General features: G+C 46.2%; 15 protein-coding genes and 1 tRNA gene. 6 read left to right on the top strand and 10 right to left on the bottom strand.

Annotated elements, in window-relative coordinates:
- A complete protein-coding gene (locus tag CWE16_RS01955) occupies nucleotides 1–1,203 on the top strand; it encodes a hypothetical protein (protein ID WP_131592491.1) in 1,203 nt (400 codons plus the stop codon).
- A gap of 660 nt (nucleotides 1,204–1,863) precedes the next feature.
- On the opposite strand, the gene CWE16_RS01965 is transcribed toward CWE16_RS01955, so the two are convergent.
- The 4 genes from CWE16_RS01965 to CWE16_RS01980 form a co-directional block, all read right to left on the bottom strand.
- A complete protein-coding gene (locus CWE16_RS01965; RefSeq protein ID WP_161567557.1) occupies nucleotides 1,864–3,264 on the bottom strand; it encodes an asparagine synthase-related protein in 1,401 nt (466 codons plus the stop codon).
- A 354-nt stretch (nucleotides 3,265–3,618) separates the two neighbouring features.
- On the bottom strand, nucleotides 3,619–4,128 hold the full coding sequence (locus CWE16_RS12450; protein WP_131592494.1) for a methyltransferase domain-containing protein: 510 nt from the start codon (nucleotides 4,126–4,128) through the stop codon (nucleotides 3,619–3,621).
- A complete protein-coding gene (locus CWE16_RS01975) occupies nucleotides 4,125–5,318 on the bottom strand; it encodes an acylneuraminate cytidylyltransferase (protein ID WP_161567558.1) in 1,194 nt (397 codons plus the stop codon). The genes CWE16_RS12450 and CWE16_RS01975 overlap by 4 nt, the downstream gene beginning before the upstream one ends.
- A gap of 1 nt (nucleotide 5,319) precedes the next feature.
- Complete coding sequence (locus tag CWE16_RS01980) at nucleotides 5,320–6,183, bottom strand: N-acetylneuraminate synthase family protein (RefSeq protein WP_131592497.1); 864 nt, start codon at nucleotides 6,181–6,183, stop codon at nucleotides 5,320–5,322.
- A gap of 1,391 nt (nucleotides 6,184–7,574) precedes the next feature.
- Here CWE16_RS01980 and CWE16_RS01985 point away from each other — a divergent pair.
- Both CWE16_RS01985 and CWE16_RS01990 read left to right on the top strand, forming a co-directional pair.
- Nucleotides 7,575–8,564 (top strand): hypothetical protein, encoded by a 990-nt coding sequence (locus tag CWE16_RS01985; RefSeq protein ID WP_131592499.1) that lies wholly within the window; start codon nucleotides 7,575–7,577, stop codon nucleotides 8,562–8,564.
- Nucleotides 8,565–8,664: 100 nt separating this feature from the next.
- Nucleotides 8,665–9,747 (top strand): hypothetical protein, encoded by a 1,083-nt coding sequence (locus CWE16_RS01990; RefSeq protein WP_131592501.1) that lies wholly within the window; start codon nucleotides 8,665–8,667, stop codon nucleotides 9,745–9,747.
- Between the two features lie 7 nt (nucleotides 9,748–9,754).
- On the opposite strand, the gene kdsA is transcribed toward CWE16_RS01990, so the two are convergent.
- From kdsA to CWE16_RS02010, 4 genes are all read right to left on the bottom strand, one after another.
- Nucleotides 9,755–10,600 carry a 3-deoxy-8-phosphooctulonate synthase gene (kdsA, locus tag CWE16_RS01995; protein ID WP_131592503.1) on the bottom strand — a complete coding sequence of 282 codons (846 nt, stop codon included), beginning with the start codon at nucleotides 10,598–10,600 and terminating at the stop codon, nucleotides 9,755–9,757.
- 651 nt (nucleotides 10,601–11,251) lie between these two features.
- The gene (locus CWE16_RS02000) at nucleotides 11,252–11,932 is read right to left on the bottom strand and encodes a class I SAM-dependent methyltransferase (protein WP_161567559.1); all 681 of its coding nucleotides are present in this window, start codon (nucleotides 11,930–11,932) and stop codon (nucleotides 11,252–11,254) included.
- 2,695 nt (nucleotides 11,933–14,627) lie between these two features.
- A complete protein-coding gene (locus CWE16_RS02005) occupies nucleotides 14,628–15,905 on the bottom strand; it encodes a hypothetical protein (RefSeq protein WP_131592507.1) in 1,278 nt (425 codons plus the stop codon).
- 1,120 nt (nucleotides 15,906–17,025) lie between these two features.
- Nucleotides 17,026–17,343: a hypothetical protein gene (locus CWE16_RS02010; RefSeq protein WP_131592509.1), complete on the bottom strand. Its 318-nt coding sequence runs from the start codon at nucleotides 17,341–17,343 to the stop codon at nucleotides 17,026–17,028.
- Nucleotides 17,344–17,432: 89 nt separating this feature from the next.
- Between CWE16_RS02010 and CWE16_RS02015 the strand changes: the two genes are divergently transcribed.
- Nucleotides 17,433–17,504: transfer RNA gene (locus CWE16_RS02015), tRNA-Gly, on the top strand.
- 9 nt (nucleotides 17,505–17,513) lie between these two features.
- Here the strand turns inward: CWE16_RS02015 and CWE16_RS02020 are convergent.
- Together CWE16_RS02020 and CWE16_RS02025 are read right to left on the bottom strand one after the other, a co-directional pair.
- Nucleotides 17,514–17,969: a GNAT family N-acetyltransferase gene (locus tag CWE16_RS02020; RefSeq protein WP_131592511.1), complete on the bottom strand. Its 456-nt coding sequence runs from the start codon at nucleotides 17,967–17,969 to the stop codon at nucleotides 17,514–17,516.
- A gap of 28 nt (nucleotides 17,970–17,997) precedes the next feature.
- The gene (locus CWE16_RS02025) at nucleotides 17,998–18,906 is read right to left on the bottom strand and encodes an N-acetylmuramoyl-L-alanine amidase (protein ID WP_131592513.1); all 909 of its coding nucleotides are present in this window, start codon (nucleotides 18,904–18,906) and stop codon (nucleotides 17,998–18,000) included.
- A 114-nt stretch (nucleotides 18,907–19,020) separates the two neighbouring features.
- On the opposite strand from CWE16_RS02025, the gene CWE16_RS02030 reads away from it, so the two are divergent.
- Both CWE16_RS02030 and CWE16_RS02035 read left to right on the top strand, forming a co-directional pair.
- Entirely contained in the window at nucleotides 19,021–19,365 is a 345-nt protein-coding gene (locus tag CWE16_RS02030; RefSeq protein WP_161567560.1) for a nucleotidyltransferase family protein, read from the top strand.
- A 9-nt stretch (nucleotides 19,366–19,374) separates the two neighbouring features.
- The gene (locus CWE16_RS02035; RefSeq protein WP_131592517.1) at nucleotides 19,375–19,860 is read left to right on the top strand and encodes a hypothetical protein; all 486 of its coding nucleotides are present in this window, start codon (nucleotides 19,375–19,377) and stop codon (nucleotides 19,858–19,860) included.
- Nucleotides 19,861–19,882 lie beyond the last annotated feature (22 nt).

A 19,882-nucleotide genomic window follows, 5' to 3' on the forward strand; every position in this document is an offset into this window, starting at 1 on the left:
ATGAAGTTCAAAGTTTCGAGCTTAAGAGAGTTAAGAGACAATCAGGAGTGGATAGGCAGCGGTTTTCTAGAGATCACACAACAAATGCGTACGACAATAGTTCGTGCAACGTGGAGACACGGTGACGAAAGGCTATTTATTATCGCTGCAAATAGATTCATTATAGAGGAAAGAGACTACAAGTACATCGGGAGTTTTCCTGGTATAAAGATTGTAGATAGGGAAGAGATAGAAGTAGATGATCAGATACTGTTAACTTCACAGAGCTTATCCGATAGATGCATTTGGTTGCCTTTGCAGTCACGAGGCAATCAGAGTTTTGCATACGGGCACTTTATCACGGAGGTAATTAGAGATATTAGGTTACTGTCTCAGGGGGAGTCTTCTATAATGAAGAGCTGTTCACTGCTGCTATATCCGGTTGATGCGTGGGGAAAGTACATATTGAGATACTATAGGATTGCGGAGTCTCAGTATCACGAGCTTCCAAGATTAAGTTTAACGGGACGTCAGCCTCACTACTCTGTGTATAGTGGCGTATGTAGGTTTTATCACCAGATTAAGCCTGTACCTACAAGGGAGCTTCTAGGTGATCCTCTGGATTTTATAAGGTGTCCAGAACAGTTCTCTTGCATTGTATTCTTATCTCGACGCGACATTCACAACCGTCCAGAGAGGTGGATAAATGTCAGGGACTCCGTCACGGCAGTAAATGAATCAGTTTCGCTACGTGCAAATGAATATAACACTTCAGATTTTGATATCAAGAAACTCTTTTGTGAACTGCTGAATGACAGATTGCCTCTGGTATATTGTGTGGCGCCTGGATCAGGCGCATACAATCCACTTATATTTACAGATTCGATCGTTATAATGCCAACAGTGAGTAGCTTCGGTGAGGACGTGCAGTCATGGACAGGGCATCTACGAGATTTTATACCATTTTCTAGTTCTCTAGTGCTGGTAGAGGGTGAGGCTATTAAGAGTGTGTCGAGTGCGTATTTGTCAACTCATGATGCGTGGGATGAGCCTTTCGTCATTGATCCCTTAGTCATACTCAACATCTGCAAGAGAATCGTACGTTATATGTCAGGGCAGGATAAGCTTCATGGAAAGTTCCAAGAGGTGTCTGAAAGGCGGATGATTACCTTTATGGGATCTAAGCTAAATATTTCTGGAATGCTGGAAGGTGCCTTTAGATGAAGATTGAATACATATCTATAGGGCCTACATGTATCTCCGCTGAGATACTTAAGGCTGCAGGTTTAAGACATTGCACTTATGGTTTCGATTGGTGTCGGTCAGGTTATTATCATCTCCAGCAGTTTATAGAACTGCCGCTGGTGGAGTTTATTCATGGATTTGCGTTAAGACCATCAGTGGCTTTAGAGCAGGTATGCAATCCATACGAGACATCGTCATCTACAGCTGAATTAAGACGTGTGGAGAATCTGTATGGCTTCCCGTATTTGTACTTTCCACATCGACCTGAAGGTACGAGGGAGACGAGAGAATATATATGGCGATGTTTTACACGTCTTAACAAAGTTATTTGGCGGGAAGAAGTTCGCAAGGTCTTTGTTGTAAGCGATTATGTCAACAAACCACATTATGGTTTTATTGCCGAGGAGGAAGTCGTCGCACAGAAATTATCGTCGTTAGTGAGAGATAATAGGATTAATGCCGAGATAGCAATGATTAGAGTTGAACTGGTTGGCAACGATTGCTCATTAGAAATGGATACATATAGGCTCGCTAGTGGAAAGTGCACAGTTATAAGAGCGAGAGTCCCACAGGATATGGATTCAGAAGAGATTCGAGCATATACGTATCGCTATATTGGAAGAGGTTTGGCAACAGTTTTCAGATAGTGGCTAGTACTTGGCTTAAGAAGATCTCAAGATTAATTAGTTTCCACATCTGGGCACGACTAAGGGTTGAAACAGTTTCTGGACAGATTTCAAGGAGCGAGAGTATCTGCCAGTCTTTAGGAGGGCCAAGGTAGATTTGACATTCGTTAGGGTAACCTGCGTAGCCTTCCTTAGGATAGTTAAAGATCTCAGTGAACACCTGGTTAAAGAGTTCTGAAAGGGGATATTTAAGTGAGCATTTTTGGCTGTTGGTCGGTCTAATTAACATGTCAGGATGCAAAGAAAGACCAATAGAAGAAACCTCACGTCTCGTGAAAGGCGTTCTACCTTCAATACCTGAGATGGATGTCACTGTGTCAGAGGATAACAAGCCAACAGAGGGTAGTTGAATCTCCGTGTCAACTAACGATTTGCTCTTTGCAACTGCAGACAGATCATCGAGGCCAAGTTCTGAAAAGGTCTTGAAGAAATGACTATATCTGTCACGAATATAGGAGGACAGAAGAGGTGTGGATTTTGTTCTTGTAGTTCGCAAAGGGATACTGTGGATATCACCAGAATAGTCGGATAGTCTAGTTGTTGAATCAGAGTATGTGGAATAACCCATAAAAAGCTCGTCTGCACCCTCGCCACCATAAATGATCTGGTGACCTTCACGCCTAACGTGTTGTGAGAGAAGAAGGGAGGATGGCATAGAATGAGTATTAATTGGCGATCCGAGATGCCGCATACAAGTGATGAGAGAATGATAGTATTCTTCTACTGATACGTTTATTTGCGTATTTGGCAGATTAATGCTTGCTGCCATATCTTTTGAGAGGAATGATACTGTCTCTTTGCCTTCAAAGCAAAGTGTATACGTTCGTCCCAGTGGACGAATCTTTCCTAGGTAAGCAGAGACTAATGAAGAGTCGACGCCACCTGAAAGAATCGCAGCGGAGTCAATATGGGATCTATTAACACCTTCCATTGCTTCTAGAGCACTGTTGAGTCGTTTGGAGACGATGCCAGTGATCTTTGCTGTATTCCTTTCGGTCAAGAGAACTGGGTCGATTAGCTCTTCAATAGATTGATGAGCGGTGATGCTAACGTGATTAGAGCTACAACGATAGAATAGTCTTGAACCGGGAGGCAACTGATTGACACCCTTAATAAAGTGCTTGAATGGGTCAATTGCGTGGCGGTATTCAAAGTAGTCATATATATAGTCATAGTTTAATGAAATGTCGGAGGTTCGGTTAAGGTAGGATACTATTAGACCTGGGGTTGTACTGCAGAGAAATACTTTCTGATCAGAATAGTACCAGAGGTGCTTTTCGCCCATTAGATCACGGTAAATAGTGACGTGATCGAGGAAGTCATCAACGATGGACAAAGAGGCTAGAACATACATCCCGTCTGTCGTTCTTAGGTAAGGATCAAGTGAACCTCTCCGAAGATGATACGCTAAGAAATCCGTATCTGACTGGAACGAATCAACATTTTTAGTGCTATATATTTCACCATTATAAAGGAATGGAGCCGATGAGTGCAAGTACGATTGGCTGGAATCAGCTAGTAAAGGATTAGACTGAATGGCCAATACGCTCTGATACGCAAAGTAGTTAAGCCCAGCTCTATAAGTACTGTACGTAGGACCGCGGGGGTCTATATAGTTTCGGCCAAGCTCTTGTAGAGCCTCTACGCAAGAGTCTGATATGGGGTTGTCACAAGAATCATGTTGGATAAACAAAAAGAAGCCGCACATCTACTTTCTCAAGACTTGTTCAAGATGGAATCCATCCCACTTACTGCTAACCAGTGTGAAAGATGTTGTTATGCCGTAGGAGGAAGCAATGGGTCGAAGGAAAGAATAGACATCAACCTGGTTTGCGTCTAAGACCTTCGCGAAATAGATCATGGTCCGTTCAGTTATAACATTAACATGTGTAGGATCCATGAAGACTTCTTCCTTAGGGTAGGCGGGTGATTTATGGTAAAAGAGACCACCAGGCCTAAGACATCTATAGATCTCATTCATCAGTGAGATGAATGGATTAACGATACGGTCGACACGGTATAAGGTTCTAGGAATATGCTCAATAAAGTCGAACGCAGTTATATAGTCACAAGAGGAATCAGGTAGTGGAATAGGCTCAAGAGCAAGATCAGCATATATAAGATTTGGGAATCTAGCCTTATCAACGCCATAGACGACAGAAGCGTTAAAGGGATTCTTTGGTGATGAGCCAGAACCTAAGTCGACAGAGACAGTCATTTTTTGCGGGATATGTTGAGTAGACACAGTAATTCTCTCATAACCGTGGTGCCACCTTTGGAAGTAAGAATAACGTCGGCTTTCTTTAGCACTTCGGGATGAGCATCTGAGGGACAGACAAAGACGTGGGCAAAGGGGATCACAGGAAGGTCGTTGGTGTCATTTCCGATATAGAGTAGCTTGACTGGGTCTTGCATAGTGTCACTCAGTTTAGCCAGTATGTCAGAAACGAATTTACCCTTATCACCCTTGGGTTGATACAGTTCTAATCCAAGCTTTGAAGCTCTGTGGACATGGGAAGCATTCTGCTCTGATGAGACTATGAGAACTTGTATGCCAAGCTCGTGGATAAGATCCTTTATCGCAAGACTGTCAGACTTAGAGGTACGAATGGTCTCATTTCCAGAAGAGTCTGAAAATACGTAGTTATCGGTGAGAACACCATCGAAATCGGTAATGATGAGATTTATGTCTTTAAGGGCAGGCGCAGTCGCACAAGGGCTAGTATAAATAGGTTCCAACATCTTGGCATGATCAAGGTCTTGGGGATTATCAATCTCAATTAATGGTGCGTTAGGAATAAGTACAGGTTTAGGATTAGTGGCAAACCGGCTACCTGAGCCTAAGAACCCAGGACGACTGATGAGATAAACAGAGCCTAGTTCAATGAGTTGCTCTGGTGAATCTTGCCTTCTAAAGCGATTGGAGAAGTGCTGGCTGGAGTTGACTACCTCATACCTGGAAGGGTCATTGTTTGTACTCTGCCAAATAAATGAATGAAAGCTAGTTGCTGCAAAATAAGAATCATGGCTGGGATATTCTGTTTTAGCATTATAGAGTGCATCAATCTGATGCAAGGAAAGAAAAGGGTAGGTAATTTGACTAAGGTAAAACCACTGAGGAGAACTGTGTGAGTCTTGAAGATGATTAAGAAAGTGGCGTATCACCTCGTCTGTGCTTGTACAATCCTGACTTAGACGACTAGGCCTTTCGATAATCGTGGCTCCATACTTTGATGCAACAGATGCGATTTCTCTGTCATCCGTGCTAACATAGATGGTTGATACTTTATTAGAGGATTGGAGTGCTATTATATTTCTAGCAATTAATGGCAATGGCCCAACTTTAGCAATATTCTTTTTAGGAATTCCCTTTGAACCACCTCGAGCGGGGATGAGTGCTGGATACATTTTACCCTGAGAACTTGTGAAACTTGCGATTATGGAGCTCAGCATCAATAATCTCACAGCTCTTGAAAGCTAGAGCTTGACGTGCAGACCTAAGGTCACGTGTCAACTTTGTGAGACCTTCGGGCATTAATGATGCTTTGTGGTCTGTGCCCTTCCAGTTATGGTTGAGAGTAAAGTGTCGTTCAAAGTAAGTTGCCCCTAATGTGAAAGCAATTAGGTCCATCGCGATACCTTCATGGTGACCGCTATATCCGACAGCCTGGAGCTCATGGCCATATTTTTCAATTAGAGATCTAATTTCCAGCAGACTCAAGTCAGCAGGTCTTGCCGGATAGGCGGAAGTACACCAGTACAGCACGGTATGCTTAAGTCGGTCATGCGCTCTAAGGATCTCGATTAGGGCCATCTCTTCAGAATTAGTGGTCATCCCGAGTGATATATGTATTGTTCCAGGGAAGGAGGTGCAGATATACTCAATAAGCGATGTATGATTATTGTGAAAAGAAGAGATTTTAAGGTGCTGGGGATTAAGTTTGACGATTTCTTCAGCACTAATGAGGTCGAAGGGAGTACAGCTATAGGCAACATTATGTTGCAAACAATATTCATATAGCTGATAGTGAACAGGCAAGTCAAGTTCAAGGAACTCTCTGTGTTCACCGTAGGTTGCACCATATGAATTAACAGGGTTAGGGTGCGGTCCACTATAGATTTCAGGTCTGAGACATAGGGATGGGTGGCGGCGCTGGAACTTCACGATGTCAGCGCCACACATTGCTGCCTCTTTAACCATTTCCATGGCTATTTGGGCGGAACCCTTGTGGTTGCATCCTATTTCTGCGACTAGCGTAGGGCTTCCTGTCATGAAAGTTAGAGATGTATTCTCGATTCTAGCATCATGAAGCGACCGAGCTGATTCAGGGACTTGGGCCTGAACAACGTCTGAACTCAAGGACTTGGTGGAAGGAGTAGTTAGGTTTGCAGGAAATAAGAGCATCGCAGAAGATTCGTGAATCGATGGTGGCCAGGACATAACCAAGGATGGCAAGAAAGGGGAATATAGATGTAGAAGTCGCACAACAGATTCGTATAGTATTAATAGAAGACATGAATAGAGGCATAGGAGATTAGTGACAGCGTATATGCATTACGACAGCCAACAAGACGTCAGGACAAACGGTTACACCTGTAGACCGCAGACATTAGTGTACGAACAATTTAGAAACGCATACTACTAGGAGTAAGTCGATGACTTGCGTATTAGATGTGTATCGAGCGACTGTAATAGATAAATGGGATTGCTGTGCTAGTACGTTGTTTAGGGTGCTTAATAGGGGGGCACGCTGAAATACAGCAAGGCACGGGGTAAATCAAAGGCCTATGTCGGGAAAGGTTGTCGGATAAGCCTGGGTGGTCTAGGCAAGAAACGTGTGAAGACCGGCAAGCCCAGGCCACCTGTGAATGGGAATTCAGCAGTATTTGAGTATCTGTCACTATGGGGTATAGACAGTGCTGACTCCTAGCAGGGCAAGGTGAATGGATTCGGAGACAAGTACTCCCCAAGGAGTTGCATCTTGGCAAAAGTGCTCAGACTCTGTTTCTTCGTGGAGCAGTCAATAGAAAGTTGATTCAAGACGAGAGAAATAATAAGACTGACAATGAGGTGTAGGCGATAGCTTTGGCTGTGTAGCGAATCAGACGATTCCGGACGGAGAAGTTGCTTGAAATGCTATGTAAAGGATGATAGATGGGGATGCGAATTAAATTCTTATAGAGGCCAACTGGGATTAATCGAGCTCCGTAGTCTAAACAGAGAGCTCTCTACGAGACTTTACACTGACATAAGTGCCTTGCCTGAGGATTCCGAATCTCGCAGATCACTGGTCATGACTCTATACAGTATTGATTCCTTCTATCTCGCTACGTGTAGGACTTTGTGGAAAAGAAATAGGAGTGCTCTTGAGAGGCAGGGTTATGGCTTTTACAGCTGTATTGGACTACTATTATGTGCGTATGAAGCTGCTTGCTTTAGTATCGAGCAGCTGTCAATCAATGAAACTCGTAACAGCACCTTGCGAAGCAGAGCTCAGAGTGATGACTTGTATTCCATGCATTAAATAGATAGCCCTATTGAAAAGCGGTCTGGTTGAGCACGGGATCTACTCGAAATAGGATGCTAACGAAGAGAGCTCGATACTGATCTCTCTTGCACGACTACGCAACCAGGTATAATGAGTTGTTTTGATACCAGGCCCCATGCTTGAAGAGCCAAGCACAAATATCTACAAGAAAGCTTTTGAGCTCTATAGACAAGGACACAACATCAGTAAATATCTAAGGGAAGATAGTGGATTGGTAAGCGAGTACCGATTAGATCTGGACGAGATTATTGCACTTAGCTATGACTTACAGGCAGGCACGTACACACGGAATTTCTACAGAGACGGCGATAAGCCTATGAAGTTTGGGAATTATATCCTTGATTTACTGCAAGAAGTAGATGAATTGGAGAACCTAAAGTCGGGAATTGAGCCAGTTAAGATCTGCGATTTTGGGACCGGCGAGTCAACGTATTTTACGGCTTTTCTAAACCAGGCTATCAAGATTGGTATGCGTGTGACGCCATTTGGGATGGACATTTCACTTTCAAGACTTGATGTTGCACAATGCTTTTCCAGGATTGAATCGCTATGCATGATGCCCAACTATTTTCTTGGTGATCTGAAAGAAATTCCTTTGGTAGATTCAAGTATTGACATATCGCTTACGATGCACTCCATCGAACCTAACAGAGGGTTCGAAGAAAGAATAGTCAAGGAGCTTACGAGAGTAACGAGCAATCTGCTAGTAATAGCTGAACCAATATATGAGACAGCAAGTCCGGAACAAAGAAAACGGATGGATCATCATGGTTACATCCAACGCCTTAAGACATGCTTAGAAGAAGAGAAGTCGCTTAGAATAATCGGTGAGTTTAGTGTCCCCCTTGAGCTTTGTCACAACCCACTGAACAGAACGACAGTATTGATAGCAAAGAAGCTAGGCGAAAATAACAAGTCAGCTAAACTTACTAGTAATATTATGGCTTGTCCATTCGGTAAGGACCACCTGGAAAGACGATCCGGATATTGGATGAGCACAAGTGGACTATGCTATCCAGAGATCAACAGTATTCCATTGCTCCGGCGGAAGTCTGCCTTACCGTACTTCCAAGATCTTAAACAGGCAGGGAATGATCCAGATTAACCCTATGAAAAGTTCTTTTGACAACTGCTAGTGTCTTCGTTCGCGATCAAGTTAGTTTGATTTGGTTAATGTGTATGATAGCAACCGTCTTAGATTGCTGATGTCTTGCGAGATTACCTGCGATTCTAAAGCAGTTTATCCAGCACTGTTCTTTGGAGATTCACATGTTAGAGCATTTGAAGATCTTAAGAATATTACTTCTATTTACATGGGACCTGCAACAGCAGGCAGCCTAAGTAGAAAGAGTTCTTCCACTAATGCTGGTCGTAATATTCGTCAATATCTCGATATGCATCGGTCAAGATACAAGACTGTTGGATTCGTCTTTGGTGAGATAGATACCAGAATTCACCTTGTAAGGAGGTCTATAGAGACCAGGGACCATTCATTGATGCAGCAATGTTTTAAGTGCGCAAAGTTCTACACAGACTTTGTCAGATCACTCGACCTCAGCAGCAGAATAGTAATTATCCTGCCATTTGGATCGGGCTACTCGACATCTAAAGCTTATCCCAGTTATGATGATGAGCAATTGAGGAATTTATGTATCCTCGCATTTAATTACTATGTAAGACTGAATTGCATGAATATCTCAGGTTGCACATGCGTGGATATTACTGCCGACACTATAGATTCTGAACTATTAACAAATAAAGAGTACCTGTCCGAGGACGGAATTCATCTTAGGGGATATCCAAAAGTGGAAAGATGCATAAAGGAAAAGCTACTTTCTATATGGAATAAGACCGATACTCCATGCTCGTCACTTGGTACATCTGGGAAGAGACTTGAAGATGCAATAACAATTATCTCAGAATCAGAGGTGTTGTCGCAAGAGAGAGAGGTTTGCATAGATTGCAGGACTGGAGATATTCTAAAGCAAAGCACCAGTTGGGATGTTTCTGTAATAAAGCTAATGACGTCTTACGTCGTGATCATAGACATGAAGGCTGTTTATACTATTGCCAAAGCAAGTATTTACAATCAAGTTGGTGAGAATATTGAGGACAGGTCATTCGTCAGAGTGTCATCACGGAACAAGGTCAAATCTGAGAGATCTTCCTATGCAACTGGTAACTACATTTGCATAAACATAGCAGATACAAGACTGACTTATTTGAAAGTATCGGTAGAGATATTGCGGCCGAAGTTGGGTCGTAGTTGTATCAGTAGGTATCTTTAGTGAGCGGTTATGACGCCGTACAATGATTGAGGGCGCTTCTAATATCCATTAACTGACGTAGCAACCCTTCTAGCTTGTGGATGGGCAGCATATTTGGCCCATCGCTGAGTGCATTGTCAGGATCGGGGTGAACTTCCATAAAAATACCATCAACACCTACAGCGACAGCTGCTCTTGCGAGGTGGGCCACGAACTGTCTTTGACCACCAGAGGTCGATCCCATGCCACCGGGTTGTTGGACTGAATGTGTAGCATCAAAAATCACTGGACATCCTAATGATTGTAATTGTGGCAAACTGCGATAATCTACGATGAGAGTGTTGTAGCCAAAAGAGGTTCCACGCTCAGTAAGCCAAAGCCTTTCGGAACTCGGCTTAAGACCGTTCTCGGACATCTTCGTGACAATATTTGCCATATCCCAAGGAGCAAGAAATTGTCCCTTTTTAACGTTTACAGACTTACATGTACCCTCTACAGCCCTTGCCGCGGCTATCAGTAGATCAGTCTGACGACAGAGAAAAGCAGGTATTTGAAGAACATCCACTGCCTGGGCAGCAGCTACAGCTTGGTTACTTTCGTGGATGTCTGTAAGTACAGGGATGTTAAAACGATCGCGAACCTCCGCCAAGATTGCTAGACCTTCTTGGGGACCAGGTCCGCGAAAAGATTGCCCGGAACTGCGATTAGCCTTATCGTAACTTGCCTTAAAGATAAGCTCAATTCCCATTCTAAGGCACAATGCGGTAAGTTCCTCGGCAATACAGAAAACCATATCACGGTTTTCAATTACACAAGGCCCAGCGATAACTCTAAATTTCATTGAGGCCTTGGCGTCAGAGTCAATATTAGCCATGAAGCAGACGCAGGTCCAGGCTGGCTTAAAGTTCAACCAGACAGCAAATCTAGCATAAAAGCACTATCATAGACAGTCTGAGTTGAGGAAGCTGATTAGGCTTCGGGGATATTCTGTAACTGTATAGTTTAACTCGAATGGTAGCTGGGTTAGCTGACAATGGCATGAGTTTAGACTTAATAAGGACAGTGCAAGATCCATTAATGCACATTTTAAATCGCTCGAAAGGAGCTTGCTACATGAAGAAGGAAGCGGTGACGAACTAATAAGTGAGGTCACTACTCACTTAGAAATCGAGCCTATACGCGGGGCGTAAAAAACCAAGATCAGCACTACAGATAGACCGTCGATAATGGGGCCAACTGTTAATAGAGCAATATTGGCCTATAGGGTCTATTTGTGAGTATCAGAAGTGTATCTTTCTTCGTCAGTCGGTCGTGACGTGGATAGTAACAATAAAAGGAACGAGAATTGAACGATGGCCACTGTTGGCTTCTTCTGTTGTCCACCGGAAGACAAGATGCAGACTACTTGCTAACGCAAAACTCTCAGAAGGATAAGCGCTAGCATACAAAGCGTGACAGCATAGAAACGCAGTAGAAGCAATCTGTTAGAGACTTAAAAGCGGGTCTTGTAATCTACGACTGGCAATCAGATTTTTGCACTCAGGCACTCGACTCGCGCCTTTATATCGGAATTCATATCATGCGATCGGGTAATACAACATATAAACTTATGTGGGTCATTTTCACGCTTTTGAATGGCAATAATATCAAGTGAAATGTCCTTTGCTATTTGCTTAATTGCTAAGATAGTGGGATCGTCTGGTTGATTCAAATAGACGTCATCACATAACACTACTCCACCAGAATTGAGGCGCATGAGTGCAAAGAGAATGTCGTTGTATGGCGCGAGTCCTGTGTGGTCACCGTCTATCCATGCAATATCTATAAGTGGCACTGTATCTATTATTTTCCATAATAGCTGTGAAGACTGAAGTATTAGCTTCGCATTACAAAGAGAATTTATCATAGAGCGACCTCTATTAATAGACTCGACAACAGTTGGCGAATTGGCGTACTGATAACTGTTTCGTGGGTCGTCCATTGGTACATCGACCGTAGTGATTTTAAGGCTTGGATAGATATCTGCGAGCACTAATGGGACCAGGCCGGTGAATGTGCCGACCTCAAAGAAATGAATTTGTTTATTTGTTGCAACTAGATGTGAAATCAACTGGATATGAATAGATGAGACAGGTCCCCCTGAATACCTAATTATAGAAGCGGCAGTGGCTGCGTAAGAACTAGAACCTTCGATGACTGTTAGCACTGAGGCGTAACTGCAGACTTGCCTAAACATGTTTATCGTAGAGTCATCTTGAATTCTAGCACGGTTTTTCAATATGTTTAAATAGAAAGGCAGACAACAATTGTTAGACACGAATACGGTTAACACCGGAATTCATAAGGGCCGGCAAAGATCCGGTCACTAGTTGGTCACCACGTCTATTTTAATTTCAGTGTTAAGGCCGACTCTTAAATCTATATGGCATCGATCACTCTCGGTCTTCACTAAGAGCTTCGTAGTCAACAACCTTCTCAAGCTGACAATGTTAGCTTGAGAAGTTCAGTGATTAAGAAAGTGAGTTTAACCTTGCGGTCCACTCAAGAGCGACAACATGCTGGCTTTGATACGGTATTAGTCTTTACGCAGGGGCTGCACTCACTGGCTTTTCTTCAAGCAACCGTCGTCAACCGTAGCTTATTTACATGTTCCATATCATCTGGTTGACCTTGTTCATCGACGCCGGTGAATTATAAGCGTAGATTTCTTTAGTGAACAGCCTGCTAAATAGACATCACTAGCATTAGGTTTATACTACCTTATGGCCTGGTGCGATCCGCAAATAATGTTACAGAAGAAGAAATACAGTCTGCTAAAAGCAATAAGGATTTATTACAATATACACCTGCGAAGGGGCTAATATTTATTTTTTCGAAGCAGTTACATTGCACGATCATCTATCAAGAAACAACTGTCAATCCAGAATTGAAGCACGATAAAAGCGTAGAGGACAACTAAAACCAGTCGACTTCATCCTGCTAGAAGGTGCACGCGATGCTATTAAGCTAGCAAGAGGCCTGTGACTTAAGCTTATTACATTCTGCACTAGGAAAGTACTGGCTAAAGATGTCTGGAAGATATAAAGTATATTTCTAAACAAGTTAAGATGGTGGATAGAGAAAAGGTTGGTACGTTATTGCATAGTTCGCCAGGATGCAGGCTTATGCGTCTATTTAAACTGGGATTTACTTACTATGGCTAGGGTAGGTGCAGTCAGGTTAACTTCTGATTGGAGGAAGATTAAAATTGATATTTATTGAAAGGCGAGGGGCACGACTTGTCTGTGGTATTGAGACTGAATGCCAACTTGAATCAGACCTAAAGAATAAGTAAGAGGAACCATGGCCAAAATATGTTGACATCGTCCGGTGCTCTTCTGTTGGAGATCTCTTCATCATATTCAGCATCTCTTCATGGTCAGGCCTAAAATAAAAGGTGGTAGAAAGTTGTTGGTCGCCAATCTGATGCTCATCACGGGGTAAATAGACCATGATCGTAGCAACCTTGCTGCGGACATCTGTGTGTGGAACAATAAACGAGCCTGGCTCAAGAAGTGATAGCTGGATAGTGGGGACAAGTTCTAGATACTCGAGATCCCGGAAGGTATCAGTCCAATCATGTTCTTTGCGAATAGAACAAGAACATGTAGGCGAATAAGATTGAGGGAGAAAATAGTCCTGAGAGTTTCGTTGATCAAAGGGACTAAGAAGAACGATACCCTTCTTAGGCTTAGATTCTGAATAATGGGTGGATAAATACTGATTTATCAGTGGTAGGAGAAGCGACTGCAAGAACGCTTTGGACTCAAGGCGCCTGCAAAGGTCCCTTAGAATGGGTAAGTCAAAGATTACGGTGCCGTTCTTTGAGCTTGACATCAGTTGATATTTATTCCCAGGCTTCTCAATATCAAGCAAACCTTGGGCATGAAGAGACTCGATGTACGTTGCGACCTCAAGTGAGTTCTGCACGGACAGAAGGGGCCGCAGCGCAATATGAGAGATCATAGGAAGTTCTTTTGAGGTTAAGTAGTTGATTAGGCAAGTATCCTCGAAAGGCTCTTTACAGTATCACTTGCCACGAAGTGCCGCGCAAACGACTGATGAGACATAGCAATACTAGCAGAAGAACTAACCGGCTAAACAACCTTTAGTGTTTCCAGAACTCAAAGACAAGAAAGATGAAGCTAATGTGATCCCATGCATATTTCAAGAAGTTTAATTGACACCACACTGCCTTAGCCTGCTTTTTGTGAAGAGTACAGTAGTTGGGCAAACAAGAACGAGGTCACAGACAGGAACCAATCCCTCAGGGAGTCTAGGGAAACAGCCGCCGGTCAAGAAATAGGGGGTTAGAGTAAAACCCAAGTACTTCCCAATGAATCGATCTACCCATAAAATCTAGATGAAATACATGCACATAAAGTAGGTTGTATCAGCTGGGAATTATATGACCACTATTGTCTGTTACCTCGAACCCCCCCCCGTAATACCATCAGAATACATAATTATTCTTTATGACTGTGTCATCTGCAAACAGGCGTGAGCTACTAATCACGATTTGATAAAGTGGGCAAAGTTAATCTCAAGAATAAGTTAGTTTACCAGCTTAAACACATTGAGTCACTAGTATAATAGTAGTCTTAATAGGGATTCATGCTTTGAGACCAGGAATGTATGATGCATGTGGTGACCGATTGGGTACCCATCTGATAAGCTATCTCTCTCAAAGAAGCAATATTGAGGTGAGTAAGGAACCACGCCTGTATCGACCCCATGCTTGATACCCAAGAAACTGTGAGTTTCACGGTATTCTGCCAGTTAGCTAGAGTCTCCCTTGCATAGTCACGGGCATGAATAGCAGACCTTTATATTGTGCTGTTTGGCAACGAAAGTAGTTATGACTATGATGGACTTAGTAGTTTAACGATCGATCTCACGAGCATTTCTTGGGAAGTCTCTAACTCAACATCAGTAGGGTGATAGCAGAGCATCATTGGTCCATTTGGATGTCCAGGCACAGATGTACTAAGCATCCTTTCGAATCTTTCAGTAATCGAGAGAGAAGAGAGTTTCTTCCGAATGGTGCGCATCTCTTCAACATTCCAAAACTTTGATGTAGCAGAGGTTAAGTTGTTAAGTTCAAACACCTCAGGTAGAGTAGATAGTGGGCTGTAACCTGTAACTGCAATAGGACAGCAGTTGACAAAGGACTCAAATGCTGTTGTGCCTCCGCAAGATACTGCAGCCAGACAGTTAGAAAATATTTGAGAATTTCTGGTTTCTGGATTAAGCCAGTAGACGCCGGGCATGGAGCTAATTGCATTAAAAAACATGCTAGAGCGATAGACCTTGTGGCTGTCGCTACCCTTTTGCAATGGTGTTACAAACATAGAAGGATGTTCTTTTACTAATAGGTTTATGCTGTATGGAAGCCTTGTGCGTAGTAACCGAATGATTTCTAATTGGCTAATAAGCAACCCAGCACCAGGATTAACAGCAGCTTCTGGTTCTACATGGAGGAAAAGTGCAACGGTGTCCTTTAGCGAGTGATTAAAGTCATGAACGCGAGAAAGGGCGGAGATTTTTGAGTAATATGAAAAGCAAAACTCGTATTCGACCGTATCAGTAGGATATCTATTTATTATCTGGTCATAAATTGACAAGCCTGATTCCTGATTTGCATAAAATGCGCTGCAAGAGGTCACGCTTGGAGATAACTCACGGCTGGCAGCATTTGAACCTATAAATTTCAGTCGGCCAGTCTTTTCAAAATACTGGGACAGAGATTTTGCATAACTCTTAATTTGGGAATGATTAAAGTTGTCGGATGCCAGGCAGTTTGGTATAGGTAGAGCAGACTGTTTTATATCATATACAAAAGACCGCAATGGTGCTACTGGAAAGTCCTGTAAAGTGTAGCATGAAATACCAACTCTGGATGTAATTCGAGCAAGGATAAAATCAGCCAGTGAGTGCGGGTTGCCTCCGAAAATCAAAGCATTAATGCAACTCTTCTCTAAAAGAGCAAAACATTTATGTATTAAACAGCGTATATGAGAAAGTCTGTCAATAACACTTAAATGAGAAAGCCCAGACAACCTGAAAGACTGGAATAATGCAATGTGCTCTATTTCGAGGAATTCGGAAAGATCATATTTATTGCTAACTGGCTCATTCACGGATAAATCAGTTGTGTAGTTGTAAGTATCAATATTAAAGAGTACGCAGTCTGGGTAGAGTCTGTTTAGGGTGCTCTGGCACAACGTATGACTTGCGAATTCAGGGAGTGATATGAACACAACTTCATAGCCGTGTCTGTTTAGTTCTGACAAAAATTTGCTACCCAGGTTAAAGCAGTGAACTATTCCGATTTTCATGGCACTTGCGGAGTGGAGGGCTTAGAAGTAGAAATTGTGTTCGACAATAAAAAGTCGCCTGCTGCAATTGGCATATTCTATCCTAATGATAAGGCAGTACAACGAAACAACAGTGAATCTCCAACTGTGGGCCAAGCTATCAGAATAAGGTGGTCAGGTCGCAAACTAGCGCTCGAGCTGCAATCAATTATCACCAAATGACAAGCAATACTTTCAATAAGTAGCAAAAATTGGTACTGCCATGGGCCTAATTGCAGAATTCTGTCTGCTTCAAATTGGAAATTGTTATATTGAAACTAAATAGAGGTCGTCGCATGAGGATTCATAAATCAATTACAATTGGACACACAGCCTTTGGTCCAAAGCAATAACTAGAACTGACATATAAATACATGCACCATTAAAGGATTGGAGGTTTTATGGCAAGTTAGATCTTTGAGAGTGACCTCTTAGAGGTGGCGGGATGCTTTGACTTGGGCGGCGCAGGATGTGTTTCCAGGCTCTAAAGACTTGACAGATTATCGCGTTTGGTTTTTATACGCACCAGTGGATTCGTTAGAGCCACTTGACATCCAACGTATCTCTCTGACTCCAGTTTGGTCGGCCGCCTCTAAATTCTCAAGGTACAGACGCCAACGCATGTGAATCTCCGGCTGATGCCCCTATGCTTGTTAAAAAATCACGTGTAGCTCGACATCGTTAATAGATGCCGTTTGGCTGCAAAGCTACCTTAGGCCAACGTTAAATTGGAGGATATTGCGTAGCTAGCCAGTCTTGGCTTAGTCAAACCAAAACGATGGTTGAGGTCGTGGTTGAGGGGCACGTTGAGCACCAGGGCGTGCTCGGCGGAGAGCGCACCGAAATGCTCAGGCGTTGGCGCACCGCCGCGAGCAAGGCAGGATTAAAGCTTAGCAAAACAGCGTCATGGGGCTCCGCCTTGAGGTAGGCCGCAAGCACATCCAGGGGCGACTCGCCATGGTGCAGATCGCCACACACCAAAAGACGTGGCCCCGGCCACTGGCGCAGCCCGCGCTAAGGCCACGTTTAGATGCTCAACCCCAAGCCCATTCACCTGCAGGCTGGCGGGGCTGTCCGTCAGCCGCGGGCCAACCTGGAGCAGCCCAGGCTGCTGCCAGAGGGGCTGAAAGGCTCCGTATTGAAACAGCCACACTGGGGCTTGCATGCGTTGGTGGCGACGGCGTCCCTGATCGGCATCCTCGCGAATCGGCCAGCCGGGCATGCATCTTCAACCTCACACCCGATTGACCAACGGCCCCTCGGTGTTGCATGCTCTTTAGGTCGCACGGGATACGTCCCCCTGACCGACCTGCGGATGTAGCTCAGTGGTAGAGCATCTCCTTGCCAAGGAGAGGGTCGAGAGTTCGAATCTCTTCATCCGCTTGCTTCGATTCAGTGCCTGCGAACCAGCAATTGCTGGGGTTCGGCGGATGTAAATCCCAATTGCTGGTAGAAGCCGGCGCTGTTGGTGGTCATCAGGTAAACCCGTTCCGCCTGGCGGATCGCTGGGGCACTCAGCAGTGCCTCCACCACCCGCCGGCCCAGGCCTCGGCCCTGCAGGTCACCAGCCACCACCACATCCCAGAGCACGGCCCGGTGGATGCCGTCGCTGGTGGCCCTCCCAAAGCCCACTAGGCGTTTGCCCCGCCAGAGGCTGACCACCACATCACTCCCCGCCAGCATCCGTTGCAGTTCCCGGAAGCTGCGTTCCTGGGCCCAGAAGGCGTGTTTCTGAAACAGGCGCCGCAGCTTCAGTAGGCCGCGGGTGGGCCGCAGGTCTGGTCCCAGGCCAAGCCAGCGCAGCCCTGGGGCTCCGGGGGCATGGTCCACCAGGCGGTAGCGGGTCATCCCGTCATCCTCGTATGCAGCTCGCCCTTCAGCCGCCCCGCCGCTCGAGCAGCGTGAACGGCTCGTAGCGAACGGAGATGCCGAACTCCTCGGCGAACTCCAGCACCCGGCACCAGGCCCGATCGCCGGCCTCTGAGGGCCGCACGATGCCGGTGAGGATCACCGGGGCATGGCCGGTTTGCAAGGTCATCGTGAACAGGGGCCAGCCCACCGACGCCTGCACGCTGTCGTCCCTGTAGGTGGGTGCCACATCCAGCGACCCGATCAGGATCCGGCGCCGGTTGGCATCCCAGGCGTGGGGGATCCCGTAACGCTCCAGTAGATCGGCTGCCAGCGCCCAGGAGCGGCCTTCGCTGTCGATCGCCACGGCCAGCGCTTCCCCGCGGGCTTCGATTGTGGTTTCGCCCTTGAAGCTGAGGCGCTCACCGGTGGGGCTGAGCGTTTCGCTGGTGCCGCCAGCGAGACGCTCCCGGATCCTTCGCCGCAGCTGCTCACCACCATCGAGGGGGCCGTTCTTCTCCAGTTGCAGCAGATCCCAGCGCTCACCCGTGCCGCCCCACACCACCGGCCCGTAGTTGTCGTGCACCAGGCGGCCGTCTTTGTTGGAGGCGGCTTCGGCGTGGGTCATCACCCGCTGGATTGTGATGTCTTCGGCGCTCCAGCCCCAGCTCCTGGCGATGGCAGCGGTTTCAGCGCAGAGGCTTTCGAGTTGCGCCGGAGTGGGCGGCAGCGTCCACGGGTCGGGCTGGCCGCCCATGCAGGCACAGGAGAGGGCTACAGCATTGCTGTTGCGCGCCCAGGTGTGGGCCGGCAGATCCACGCTGGTGGCGTGCAGCCGGTGCACCCGGCCGTCGCCGCCAATGATCACGTGATAGTGGCCGGGGCGGATCCAGTCGTAGCCCGTGGCGGTCCAGTGCAGATAAATCGTGGCGGCCATAGGCCTCGGCAGGGGTGAGGGCGTTCACTGCAGAGGTAACAACTGCCGCAGGCACTCGGCCACACCGCGGCGGTTAAGGCATAGCCCGATGGCCCCAGTCACAATGAGACCATGATGGTTCATGCCCAGCACCATTGGCAGCAGCGTTTTGCTGCCGACAGGCAGCGCTTGGAACAGCGTCGTGCTCAGGGGCTCGACCAGGCGCGGGAGGCTGCGTCCCTGTGGCGGCAGCGCTGGCCCTCGATCACGCGGATCTGGTGCTTCGGTTCGGTGCTGGCCTCAGGCTTTCGCGATCATTCCGATTTGGATCTGTTGATTGAGGGCTTGCCTCCGAAGGGTTGGCTGGAGGCGGTGGCCCTGGCGGAGCACCTTGGCCCGCTCAGCGTTGATCTCAAGCGCACCGAAGATCTGCCGCCAGATCTACTGGCCCGTTTGCTGCGCCACAGCCAGGAGCTTTAAACCGTTGTCATGACCCCGTCCGACCTCCTGGAACTGCGCGACGACCTCCTGAGGGAAGAGCAGAGGCTGCAGAAGCTGGTGCAAGGTCTTCAGGCGATGGAGCCCCGTCTGCCCGATGGATCAGAGGTGGTTGAAGCCGCAGCGCTGCGGCTCCACAGTTTTTACACGGGTGTGGAGCGATCTCTTCTGTTGGTGAGCCGGGTGGTGAATGGCGGCACGCCGGCGCGCGGTGAGGGCTGGCACCGGCGCCTGTTGGAGCGCATGGCTATGGAGAGCGAAAGTCGGCCGGCTGTGCTGCGGGAACGCACGCAACAGCGGTTGCAGGAGTACCTGCGCTTTCGCCACCTCGTGCGTGACCTTGATGCCGATGAACTGCGGCCTGATCCCATCGCCCTGTTGATCCGCGATCTGCCGGCTGTGTGGGAGGCCCTGGCGGCCGACCTTCAGGGCTTTCGTGCCTGGCTGGCGCGGGTGGCCCAGCAGGACACGCTCTGAGCGCCCATGCTGAAATGACGCC

This window comes from Synechococcus sp. BS55D (assembly GCF_004332415.1).
Classification (GTDB): Bacteria; Cyanobacteriota; Cyanobacteriia; order PCC-6307; family Cyanobiaceae; genus Synechococcus_C.